At 45.9% G+C, this 12,389-nt stretch carries 6 protein-coding genes; 1 reads left to right on the top strand and 5 read right to left on the bottom strand.

Annotated features, from left to right (window positions below):
• Window positions 1-181: 181 nt before the first annotated feature.
• The 5 genes from KGA69_RS09980 to KGA69_RS09960 all read right to left on the bottom strand — a co-directional run bounded on the left by KGA69_RS09980 (window position 182) and on the right by KGA69_RS09960 (window position 10,123).
• Window positions 182-1,462: an HlyD family efflux transporter periplasmic adaptor subunit gene (locus KGA69_RS09980; RefSeq protein WP_213293057.1), complete on the bottom strand. Its 1,281-nt coding sequence runs from the start codon at window positions 1,460-1,462 to the stop codon at window positions 182-184.
• 63 nt (window positions 1,463-1,525) lie between these two features.
• Window positions 1,526-3,661, bottom strand: a complete 2,136-nt coding sequence (locus KGA69_RS09975; protein WP_063447636.1) for a type I secretion system permease/ATPase — start codon at window positions 3,659-3,661, stop codon at window positions 1,526-1,528.
• A 13-nt stretch (window positions 3,662-3,674) separates the two neighbouring features.
• A complete protein-coding gene (locus KGA69_RS09970; RefSeq protein ID WP_213293056.1) occupies window positions 3,675-5,120 on the bottom strand; it encodes a TolC family protein in 1,446 nt (481 codons plus the stop codon).
• A gap of 234 nt (window positions 5,121-5,354) precedes the next feature.
• On the bottom strand, window positions 5,355-9,527 hold the full coding sequence (locus tag KGA69_RS09965) for a BapA/Bap/LapF family prefix-like domain-containing protein (RefSeq protein WP_213293055.1): 4,173 nt from the start codon (window positions 9,525-9,527) through the stop codon (window positions 5,355-5,357).
• A 137-nt stretch (window positions 9,528-9,664) separates the two neighbouring features.
• Window positions 9,665-10,123 (bottom strand): phage tail assembly chaperone, encoded by a 459-nt coding sequence (locus KGA69_RS09960; protein WP_047078369.1) that lies wholly within the window; start codon window positions 10,121-10,123, stop codon window positions 9,665-9,667.
• Window positions 10,124-11,416: 1,293 nt separating this feature from the next.
• Here KGA69_RS09960 and KGA69_RS09955 point away from each other — a divergent pair.
• Entirely contained in the window at window positions 11,417-12,349 is a 933-nt protein-coding gene (locus tag KGA69_RS09955) for an alpha/beta hydrolase (protein WP_049061503.1), read from the top strand.
• Window positions 12,350-12,389 lie beyond the last annotated feature (40 nt).

The raw sequence follows: 12,389 nt of genomic DNA, 5'->3' as shown, positions 1-12,389 counted from the left end.
TCCGCGACGTCGTCGTGAGATCGTTGAGACGCCACGCGGAATAAACCGGACGCCTTCTATTACCTCCGGTTGCTTTTCCTCTCCCGGTCCAGGGGGACGCATCTGGTATGACGCCCCCCTGGTGACAGAAACCCGTTTTAGTTTTGACATACGGTGATTCGCCAGCATAAGCCCCATCTGGCTATCTTTCCCTAAGCGCTTCACCAGCCTTGTTAAATGGTTTAATCAGGTACTGAAGGATTGTCTTTTTGCCGGTCTTGATATCTACACTCGCCACCATCCCAGGAGAAATAAAGTGCTGTTTATTATCTTTAGTTTGCAAATGGTCCTTCGTGGTTCTGATATAAACACGATAAAAAACAACTTCCGGTTTTTGAGGATCGGAAATCGTGTCAGGTGAAATTGTTACCACCTCACCATCCAGTCCCCCATAGATTGAGTAGTCATAGGCGGTGATTTTGACGATCGCACGCTGTCCTGGATGAATAAAAGCGATATCACGTGGCAATATTTTAGCCTCGATAAGTAATCGGTCATCAAGGGGAACGATGTTCATGATAGTTCCATTTGGGGGAATGACGCCACCAATAGTGTTAACTTCAATATTTTTCACAATGCCCCTGACTGGAGAAGTGATGGTCGATTTTTTCAGTAGATCGCGCTGACCGATGATCTTCTGATATAACGAATCAACTTCTCCGGAAATTCTCGATAGTTCCTCTCCAGATTTTACCTGATAGTTGTAGTTTAGCTCTGATTCTTTCATATTCAGATCGACGAGCTGCTTCCTGAGTCTGATAACATCAACTTTACTTGATGCCCCCTGGGCCATAAGTCGAGTGTTAATCGCGAGTTCGTTATTCAATAATACTCTTGACGCCTGAATATCTTTCATCGACGCGATATAATTATTTTTCCGCGAAGTATAAAGCACCATTTCTCTATCGGTGATTTCTGCAAAATCATGTAATTCATCAGGAAAAACTAAAGGACGATTGCTAATCTCCGCCAAAAGTCTAACTTTGCTGGCCAATAGCGCCCGATATTTGGATTCAGATTCCATCACTGCAGCCTGGGTTCTTATCGTATCCAGATTAGCAATAATATCCCCCACCTGAACTATCTGTCCTTCAGTAACGTTGATTCTATCGAGAATCCCACCATCAAGAGATTGAATGATCTTCTCTTTCGAGCTGGGGATAACCCTCCCATCGCCTTTCGAGACTTCATCAATACTAAACATAGAAGCCCACAGCAAAAATACGCTGAGAAAAAAGATAACGCTGAGCAATATATACAATGCCCGGCTAGTCTTAACGCCGCCATGCGTGTCGGCAAGCGTAAACTCGTCAGTCTCTCGTACCCTATGAGTCGCATCCTTATCCGTTGTAAAAAAAACATTCTTACAAAAGTCCTTTGTAAGTATAAAATTCTTTTTTACTTTTCCTGGTATATTTTTCATTAAAAACCATCATTTAAAATAGCTGGGCGAAATATAATGATATAATTAGTGGCAATATATTAATTACATATCATCAATAATTTCATCTTTGCGTTTATCTAACACCACCCTACCGCCAGACACCACGATAGTTCGATTAACAAGATCCAATATTTTCTTACGATGGGTAGCAATAATAACTGTTTTACCGGAAATCCAGTTGTTCATTTTTTTGACGAACTCATCTTCTGTCACATCATCCAGTGAGGAAGTGGGTTCATCCATAATAACAATATTAGGATTACGCAATACCAGTCGAGCCAACAGAATAGTCTGCTGCTGTCCGCCAGAAAGACCGTGCCCACCCTCCTGGATAATATAATCTAAACCCGATGGTAGCTGGTTGATGAAATTAATGGCACCGGTTATCTTAATGGCTTCAATAATATCTTCATCCTGGGCCAGGGGGGATCCCAGTGTAATATTTTCACGAAGCGAACCGAAAAATAGTCGAGAGTTTTGGCTCAGGTATCCAACATCACGACGCAGATCGGCGGGATCGATATCATTAATATTGATACCATCCAGAATTACTTCGCCGGACTTCTGATGCATCATCCCTGAAAGCGCGTTTAACAGCGATGACTTACCCGAACCATTGCGCCCAAGAATGGCAATACGCTCACCCGCTTTGATCTCCAGCGAATCAATACTCACCGCGATTTTCTGACCGTCTACCTGATGCGTAAAAGCCGCGTTGGTAATCGAATACTGGCCTTCGATAAATTTCTTGTGAATCAACCGCTGATGTTCCGGTTGATCGATGGGTAATTGCATTATCGAGTCGAGACCAGTCATCGCGACTTTGGTTTGTTGCCAACGAGTAATGATGCTCGCTATTTGCGCAATAGGCGCCATCATTCTTGAGCTCAGAATGGATGAGGCCACTAATGCCCCGGTTGACAGATCGCCGGACATAACAAAGGGAGTTCCTACCAGTACCAGGCATACAAACACCGAACTCTGGACGAAATATGACCAGGTTGTTAAGGTATGCGTCAGATGCTTTAATTCCAGACTGTTTTCTGCCGTCGTCTTAATGTAGTGCAGCCATTGCTGTTGAAAGCGATGCTCGGCTTGCAAAAATTTGATGTCGTCCAGCCCTTGAACCGTTTCGACCAGCATGGCGTTACGCAGACTGGATTCTCGCGTAGCCGTGTTGGCTAACCTGAACAGTTTCTTTTGACTTAATAGACCAGGAAGCACCATAAGAATGGCCCCAGCTAAAGGTACGAGGAAGACAATTCCCCCCAAAAAATAGATAATTACCAGGAACATAAAGAAGAACGGTAAATCCGTGATGGCAACGACGGTTGACGAAGTCATCATTTCACGAACCTGTTCCAGTTCCTTTAGCTGAGAAATAAACGACCCTGTTGATTTCGGGCGATAAGGGTTTTTAATCCTCAAGGCACGACCAAAGACCCTGTCTGAAATAATCAAGTCTGCACGCTTGCCGAGGATATCAGTTACGCTATAGCGAATTAAGCGCAAGGTGAAATCAAAAATAAGCGCCAGGATCACACCAATGAAAAGCACCCACATTGTAGGATGTGACTGTGCTGGAATGACGCGGTCGTAGGTCTGCATAGAGTAAGTAATACCGGCCAGACCAAGCACATTGACAAACAGAGACCCCAGTATGACCAGATAGTATGGTTTCATGTCGGCAAAAATAATTTTCCAGACCCAGTACTTTTCAGCCGGCTTGATGTAATCATCAATGCGAGGATCGGAGACATTTTTGGCCGGGCGCAGCGTGATAATTCTACGACCTTCAGCGCGGACCTCATCTTCTTGTAATAGTGAGATCAGCTCATTATCTTCAATAAACGAGACAACAAAATTTTTATCTTCATCAATACTCTTGATAATGGCCAGACGGCCATCTTTCATTTCCAGCACTTGCGGAAACAACCACGAATTAAAACGATAACCCGCAACAGCGTCTTCCTTAAAAGAAAGCCCTGCCCGGCGACTCATAATCTCTACAACTTTACTGCTTGAATCTTTATCATGCCATAAAGATGTTATCAGGATATTCTGTTCTGAAACATTGAGACGATAATGGTGCGCGATAGTCACTAACGCGCTTTTCCACTGCTCCAGATAGTACTCTTTGGCGCCACTGTCACTTTCCATAGAGGAAAAGAAATCCATATCTTGCACTATATCATCCTTTATTTTTCATTAAATTAATTAATTTGCCAGCGTAGTACAGACTTTCCATGGCAAGGTTCGACAAAGTATAATGACTATTAATGATGTCGGCTTTGGTCTGATGGATCTCGGCTTCAGCGCTAGTTAAATCGGAAACCGAACGAGCCCCCAACTCCAGGTACTGTGACATATAAAGATTACGCGTTCTTAAAGCGCTCTGCTCCCTTTCGCGTTTGTTTTCGAGGCTAATTTTGGTGTTTCGCATTTGGCTCGAATATTCCATTATTCTCTGATCGGCATTATTCTTTTCAGCATCTAAGTTAAATTGCGCAGTATTGAGCGCTTCTTGTGCTTGCTGTACCTTAGAGGATACAGATCCGCCCTGATAAAGCGGGACTTTTACATTAATAAATGCGCCATAACGGTCGCGGTTTTTGGTGGTGCCATTGTTAGTCGATTGTTCAGTCAAATCATGTTCATAGTAAGGCGCCAACGTTATTGTCGGATAATATTCATTCTTCTGAACATCGATTTGTTTTTTGGCTATATCAATTTTAGCTCTGGCAATCCTGATTGCCGGTGAGTCAATATTAACTGGATTATCACGTAGGATATTATTATAGAGTTCTTCGATTTCAGCCGGGAACTCCATGATAATACTGGCTGATATTTTTTTATTTAATAAATGATCCAGCGTAGCCAGCCATTTTTTATATTGCGAAATATAATCATTATAATTTGAGAGTGCCTCGGCTACTCTGAGGTTTGCCTGAGAGTAATCAGATTCAGCGCTGGCCCCCAAAGCAACGCGTTTTTTCGTTAAATCTTTGATCTTAGAAAAACCGTCAATACGTTCCTTTGCCGCAGCGCTGAGTTGATGATAGCGGACTATTTGCAAATAGGCGCCAATCGTCTGATAAAGAATATCATTAATCTCTTTTTCTATTTCGTAGCTGGCGCTGGCGACATTCAGTTGAGAGAGCTCAACCCGGTCACTGGTGCTACCAAAATCATAAATCATCTGCTCAACTGATAAGTTGAGTTGATTGGTTTTATTATTATCATCACTATAATCATCTTTGGCGATACCGGAATTAAGGCCCATTTGCACATTAGGATAATATGCAGATTTAACCTCATCTATCATCGACTTTAGTCTTTCCGATTCAGCTATTGCCCGTTTAATTTCCGGGTGCCAGCTAACGGCCATCAGCATTGCGCTGTGCAGATTATATTTTTCTTTTGAAGAAATAATATTTTTTATAACCGTATCTGCAGGTGCAGCAGGCGGCAGTTGTTTTGCAAGTTGAGTTTTTTCAACCGGTTTAGCATATACAACTGGGGCATCATTGGACAGTGGCTTATTTGGTTGTGGAGTTTCTGGTGACGTTGATGATTTATCCTCATTAACAAATGAAACGGGAAAAGTGATAAGCTCACAGGAAGCACTAGCAATCATTAACAGATTTCCTATGGCAACGGATAAATAGAGTCGTGCTTTATGAGTAAGTCCCACTGGATAGCTCCCTGAATTATAAATACAACGCGTTATCATTCCATGATGATGTATATCTGGTATCGTGCATGAAGGTACATCTCATGACACCGTTGAGAACCACATACTGTAAAGCTATGTGGCTGACCAATCCCGGCGGCTAACCGATGTAGCAGCCGGGAAAGGTATTACTTAGAATTAAGCAGCAGCATACTGATAACTTTCTTCATTTAGCTGTAGCTGATTGACGATTTGATTCAGTGAGTTATATTCTCCAGAATCTTCAGCACCTTGTTGCTGTTCAGTAACTTTGTTTTCTGCCACGACGGAATTGTTTTCTTCACCTACCAGAGAATCCAAATTGATATCGTTGGCATTATTTTCCTCCGTCAGCGAAGCGAGCTGTTCATCAGTCAACTCTTCGTTTACTGCTTCCTTAGAAGCCTGTGAAGCCTGAGAAGTCTGCGAATCAACCATTTCGTTAAGCGAAGTTACGTTGCTATCAGAGTAAGTGGCTAACTCATTAAGCGTATTGGTCATGGTGGCCAAATCATCAGTAGACAAACTTTTCTCGCTGCCTTCACCCACAGATTTTTCCAGAAGATTATCAACCGTTTTTTCTGCGCTAACGAGCAGTTTATCAAGGGTTTCAGCCGCTGGTTTCGCCGCCTCGGCAGCAGTTTCAACGGAATCAGCTAAAGTATTGAGCGCATTGGCGGCCACATTGTCATTGGAGGAGCCGCCAAAAATTTTCGCGACAATATCGTTAATGATATTAGAGATCGTTTCCAGCGGATGAGTGATGCCATAAATAACTTCGGAGACAAAATCAATGATTCCCTTAAATGGACTCAAGATGGCATCAATGACCGAGTTAATAATATCTGTAACCGTTCCGACTGGGTCGCTAATAAATTTGACCATCAATGTTAGAGGATCGCCGAGCAGTTTTAATATCGAATCAATCGGATTAGTAATAAAATTAAAGATGGAGCTAGCCGTGTCAATAAAGAACTTACACGGCGCAAGAATAATATCTATGATATCCTGGAATATGTTACCAATAGCGCCAAACGGATCGCTGAGGAAGTTACCAATGCATTCTATGAGATTACCAATAACTTTGCCGATAGCCTCAAACGGCGCGGCAATAAAATCAATAATAGAACCTACTGTATCAATAATAAACTTGCATGGCGCAAGAATAACATCAATAGCACTCTGGATCACATTCCCAATAAAGGCGGCCGGATCTTTAAAGAAATCCTGAATGCTATTGGAAATAGAAGAAAAAATATTCTTGAGGCCTTCGATCGGCGAAGAAATAAAGTCAATAATAGAGTCAATGAAATTATTAATTGGCGTATCTGGAGTATCGGAATCCGAGTTTAAACCCAGCATGCCTTTTATAAAGGCTTCAACTATGGTTACCGCCGATGTCCCAGCACTCATGGCAATCGGGAGACCCATAATCAACGCCATACCCAGTTTCGTGACCAGGTTAACAACATTACTTAAGCCATAATGAATAGCAATAAGAACGCCATCAATGGCCAACGTGAAATCTGAAACCACACTGGCAATCGGTATTAATCCCGGAATAAACTGCAGGAATCCGGTAATAATCCCCAAAACCCATTCGGCAATGACGCTTATAACCTCAACACCTAGCTTAGGAATAGCCATAATAGCGACGAACAAGTCGCCCAGTACTAATGGAATCAGTGGGTTTTGCAATAGCGATTGCGAGAAATCAGCGACGAAATCTTCCATTGCGGAGGAATCACCGTTTAGTAAAGCGGTAAATCCTTTAACCAGGGTTATCACCCAACCTATGGCGCCGGTAACGATCGCAGGCAGGCTAATAAGACCAACACCGATACTCTCTACAATAATTTTAAAGCCGTTACCCAGGCCATCTACGAGAATCAGTAAACCATTAAAGATTTGCGGAATGGTTCCTAATGGTCCCCAAATCCCTCCCAGAATACCGGTGATAAATCCTGTCACCCACTGAACCATGTTGGAAATAAAACTTAATGGCACGTGAATGACTTCAACGAATGCCTCCCAGGCGACCAGGGCGACGCCGGTCAGTGCCGCAGGCGCGGATTCGAGCAAAAAGTGGTAATCACTTAACATCGGAATAACCGATTTAAGTGCTTCTAACAATCCTTTCGGAATGGCAATAATCGCATTCCAGATGCCGCTGAGAATATCTTCCAGGAATGACGGTTCGTTTTCAGCATTGAGGGTAGCGGCGTCGGATTGAGCTTTCTCCACCCCCGCGATATCGGTGGCGTCGTTTACCGCCTGATGCGCTGCGTCCTTTTCATCCTTGCTCAGGTTATCCATAGCGTCGATCGCCTTGTTGGCGCTATCTTTCGCGCCATCAAGGTTATTGCTGGTGGCATCGGCCAGCGCTTGCTCAAGGCCCGCCACGCCTGTCGCGTCGTTCACTGCCTGGTGAGCCGCTTCTTTCTGCTCGTCGCTCAGATAGGTCATGTCGTCGATCGCCTTGTTGGCGTCGGCTTTGCCTTCCTCAAGGTTTGTCGCCGCGGCAGCAGTCTCTGCTTTCTCCACGCCCGCAATATCGGTGGCGTCGTTCACTGCCTGGTGAGCCGCTTCTTTCTGCTCGTCGCTGAGATAGGCCATGTCGTCGATCGCCTTATTGGCGTCGGCTTTGCCTTCCTCAAGGTTTTTCGCGGCAGCGGCGGCTTCGGCTTTCTCCAGGCCCGCAATGTCGGTGGCGTCGTTCACTGCCTGGTGAGCCGCTTCTTTCTGCTCGTCGCTGAGATAGGTCATGTCGTCGATCGCCTTATTGGCGTCGGCTTTGCCTTCCTCAAGGTTTGTCGCCGCGGCAGCAGTCTCTGCTTTCTCCACGCCCGCAATATCGGTGGCGTCGTTCACTGCCTGGTGAGCCGCTTCTTTCTGCTCGTCGCTGAGATAGGCCATGTCGTCGATCGCCTTATTGGCGTCGGCTTTACCTTCCTCAAGGTTTGTCGCCACGGCATCAGTCAGCGCTTTCTCTACCCCCGCCGGGTCCGTCGCGTCTTTCACCGCCTGGCGGGCCGCTTCTTTCTGCTCATCGCTCAGATAGGCCATATCGTCGATCGCCTGATAGGCGTCGGCTTTACCTTCCTCAAGGTTTTTCGCCGCGGTATCGGCCACCGCTTTTTCCACGCCCGCAATGTCGGTCGCGTCGTTCACCGCTTGCTGCGCCTCGGCTTTCTGCTCGTTGCTCAGGTACGCCATATCGTCGATCGCCTTGTTGGCGTCGGCTTTGCCTGCCTCAAGGTTTGTCGCCGCGGCATCGGCCTCGGTTTTTTCCACCTGCGCAATGTCAGTCGCGCCATTGATCGCCTGGTGTGCCTCGGCCTTCTGCTCGTTGCTCAGGTACGCCATATTGTCGATCGCTTCATTGGCGTCGGCTTTACCTTCCTCAAGGTTTTTCGCCACGGCATCGGCCAGCGCTTTCTGCACCTCGTCGACGCTGCTCGCATTATCAACGGCTTTCTGAGCTTCAGCCTTCTGTTCGTCGCTCAGGTACGCCATGGCGTTGATTGCCTCACTGGCGTCGGCTTTGCCTTCCTCAAGGTTTTTCGCCACCGCGTCAGCAAGCGCTTCCTCTACGCCCACAACGCCGGTCGCAACGTTCACCGCCTGTTGAGCCGCCCCTCTCTGCTCATCGCTCAGATGCGTCATGCCGTCGATCGCCTGATTGGCATCGGCTTTGGCTTCTTCAAGATTTTTCGCCGTGGCGTCGGACAGAGCTTTCTGCACCTCATCTACGGTGGTCGCATTTTCAACGGCCTGGTGAGCGGCTTCTTTCTGTTCGCTGCTCAGGTACGCCATAGTGTCGATCGCCTGATTGGCGCCGTCTTTCGCTTCCTTGAGTTTGGCTTTGGCCTTATCCTGGCTATTATCACCGCCGTCGTCGTTATCATTAACGGCGGCAATGGCGAGACCACCGATCGCAACCGCGGCGATTAATGGCACGACCCATACATAAACATCGCTATCGTTCGCGGCTGGTTCAGCCGCGGTAAACACCTCTTCAAAGCTCTGTAATGGTTTAAATTGCAGACCATTGAATTGTTCTTTGTCGAGATAATCAGCCTCAAAAATCTCCTTACCATCGTCAAAAACCAGCTTCTTTTTTGTGTCGCCAAAAAAGTCTTCGATGACGATTTTTTGATTATCTTTCATTAAGATATTAAGGGCGTTCTTATCCTTTTGTACGCCCGTGACATCCCTCGCAGATACAGGTAAACGGATCGCTCCGCTTTCGACCGGGGCAGCCCCTGTCATTTCTGCCGTGCTTGCGAGTTTTTCGCCTGTTGGCGAGAAAAAATCTATTGTTCCATTCATATAAATTCAGTCCATATTTATTAATAAAAAAGAAAACACACGGTGATAAGCTCAAAACCACCCAGGAACATCCCTATTCCATTTCTGATTCAATGTATTTTCTTATAGTTTGAAGAGCTATTCTCCTGAGCTCCTCTTTAGCTTATTTGCGGTGTATCAGCCTTTTTCCCTCCCATACCCTTAATAATGTCGAGAATGCCATCGAGATTAAATACAATGGCTTCTTTCATCAGCATGATAATATCTTGCGGAGCCGAGAATAGTTTTGTAAGCTCGTGGAAAGATAGTTTTACTTTTTGTTCATCCTCTTTGATAGAAACAATCATTCCCTCAGAGAGTACTCTTTTTACCCATTTCTCTAAATTACGACTATCGATTACACCAGACAGTGATTTTAATAACTTCATTACATCTGGCTTAGCGCCCTGCTCGGATACAGCTGAAAAAACACCTTCCAGAGATTTTTCGCCCAGGTTATCCAGAAGCGGCGTAAGAATATCTTTCTGTAAATCCGCAACAAACATCAGGCGATTCCACGCTTGTAATTTTACCAACATGAATTTTTTGTCGTTCAGAACAAACTCTTTAGTTTCCATAATGTTTTCTCTGGCGGGATGAATAGTGTTTCAGGAGAAGACCGCCCTCTCTCCCCCCGAAAAATCAATGTGCTTCCCCCGATTACCGGGGATGGTTACGGCCAACTCAAACGCGCTATCACAGCGCCAATGAATAAACCACCAGCGTCTACAACCTCTTTCCTGCTGAGGGTAAAGAAAGTAATAGATTGAATTAAATGCCAAGATAGTAAGCTTTGCGCTTAATTTAAAATGAAGTTAGCTTCATTATTCTTATCAACATCTACCCAACCCCTAAAGTTATCTTTACTTACCTTAGCGAAACACAATAACCCATTGATAAAAAACAAATTACCACGCACTTAAGATATAAAAAAAACGGCGTTTTTTTGACGATGCTCTGCCCATCAACAGGCTCGCTGGCCGGAGAGAGCCGCAAGAAAAACGATAACCAGAAGTGGCTCCGGTTATACCTGTAGTATGAAAGGGTTACGGCGATTCTCTAATGCGACTGGACGCCGCTGAGGTGTTCCTTCAGACGAACGACGTCCGGCGTCTGGAATGTTGATAGTGTCATTATGGCGAGTGTATAATTCCATGATTGCAAAAAAGAAAAACAATTGAAATCAATGGAAAGCGTAAGCACTTCTTATCATCTTTCCAGAAAAATGCGGGACGTTCCATGGCCACATTATCCTATGGCATTCCCTCACTTTCCGGTGAAGGGAGAGAATATTTCCCTCCTTATAATATTCTCTCCCGCTTGCAAGGCCCCTGCCGCGTTAATACACTTTATAAAAATGCTCCATACAACTATCTTTACCAAGAACAATGTACCGGGAGATTATGGTGAAATAAGAAATCCGCCATTTGGATAAAATAGAAATCCATCTTTATAAAAAACCATCATAATAAACATTCCTACCACCACAGTATTAACCACGAACGTTTACATCTCTCTATTTACATACCAACCTTTAATAATAATAAACATCAAAACACGTCGCATGGCGTGACTGATTGCAGACATCAGTCCATATCTATCACCTACCGTGTCCCCGCTCATTCCTTTTTATCCTTACTTTCCGAGCGCTTACTGCTCCGATCTGATATTCCCTCCATTCCCTACAACTGAGATTTGCCCTATACGCCTTTCCGCTTTCATTCGATTCCTATTAATCATTGCAATCCTCAAATGAAATTGGTAATTATTCTTATTATTGTTTTTGTTAACACCCTGTCTGGCACGGTACCCCCAAACGGTATGTACAGGCTAAAATTAAAATTCACCGGCGGAAAAGGAAAAATCATCAGATGTATGCCCGCGAGTCTCGCTCCACGCCCCCGCGCAGGACGCTTTTTGCCATTTTCTCTTGCCTTACGCTCAGTTACAGCGCTCCTGTCTTAGCAAAACCCGATATGCAGCCGCTGGGGCCCAATATCGCCGAAAAGGGTTCGGCCTTTTACCACTTCAGCGTCCATCAGTTCGACTCCGCCGACGGCGCACGCCACTATCGGGTGTGGACGGCAGTGCCGAACAAAGCCGCGCCGCCCACCGGCTACCCGGTGTTATATATGCTTGACGGCAATGCGGTAATGGACCGTCTGTCTGACGAGCTGCTCAAACAGCTCACGGCGCAATCGCCGCCGGTGATCGTCGCGGTCGGCTATCAGACCAACCTGCCTTTCGATCTGAAGGGCCGGTCCTATGATTATACGCCTGCCGTCAAAGGAAACGGCCAGGCACCAACCGATCGTAAAAGCGGGGGGAGTCATGATTTCCGTCAACTGCTGGAAACGCATATCGCCGTTAAGGCGGAGCAAGGATTGAGTATCAATCCGCAGCGCCGCGGCCTGTGGGGCCACTCCTTCGGCGGCCTGTTTGTGCTCGACTCCTGGCTGTCATCCTCGTACTTCCGCGCTTACTATAGCGCCAGCCCATCGCTTAGCCGGGATAACTTTGCGCTACTTAGCCGTATCACGACGGCCGAACCTGCGTCGTACTGCGGCAAAAGTCTGGTCATTATGGAAGGGTCAGCGACGCCGGGCGATAAGCGGGATTCGAACGCTGATCACGTGCTAACAAAAGTGAATACCGCGATGACTACGCTGAAAGAGAAAGAGGTAGATGCCGCTGTTTGGGATTTCCCGGGCCTGGGCCATGGACCGATGTTTAATGCCTCTTTCCGCAGCGCGCTGCTAGATATCAGCCGTGAAAAAGCTGAACGCGTACCAGACTGCCACTAATCCAGCCACTGCCCGCATGACACGGGCAGTGAAACCTTTA

It is taken from the genome of Klebsiella sp. A52, assembly GCF_018388785.1.
Classification (GTDB): domain Bacteria; phylum Pseudomonadota; class Gammaproteobacteria; order Enterobacterales; family Enterobacteriaceae; genus Klebsiella; species Klebsiella aerogenes.
Note: the sequence above shows the minus strand (reverse complement) of the source record. Positions and strands in the feature narration are given on the sequence as shown.

What these genes read in the sequence shown, in the direction of transcription:
- KGA69_RS09980 (WP_213293057.1), bottom strand. Translation starts at nt 1,462, where the DNA reads ATGAAAAATATACCAGGAAAAGTAAAAAAGAATTTTATACTTACAAAG.
- KGA69_RS09975 (WP_063447636.1), bottom strand. Translation starts at nt 3,661, where the DNA reads ATGGATTTCTTTTCCTCTATGGAAAGTGACAGTGGCGCCAAAGAGTAC.
- KGA69_RS09970 (WP_213293056.1), bottom strand. Translation starts at nt 5,120, where the DNA reads ATGATTGCTAGTGCTTCCTGTGAGCTTATCACTTTTCCCGTTTCATTT.
- KGA69_RS09965 (WP_213293055.1), bottom strand. Translation starts at nt 9,527, where the DNA reads ATGAATGGAACAATAGATTTTTTCTCGCCAACAGGCGAAAAACTCGCA.
- KGA69_RS09960 (WP_047078369.1), bottom strand. Translation starts at nt 10,123, where the DNA reads ATGGAAACTAAAGAGTTTGTTCTGAACGACAAAAAATTCATGTTGGTA.
- KGA69_RS09955 (WP_049061503.1), top strand. Translation starts at nt 11,417, where the DNA reads ATGTATGCCCGCGAGTCTCGCTCCACGCCCCCGCGCAGGACGCTTTTT.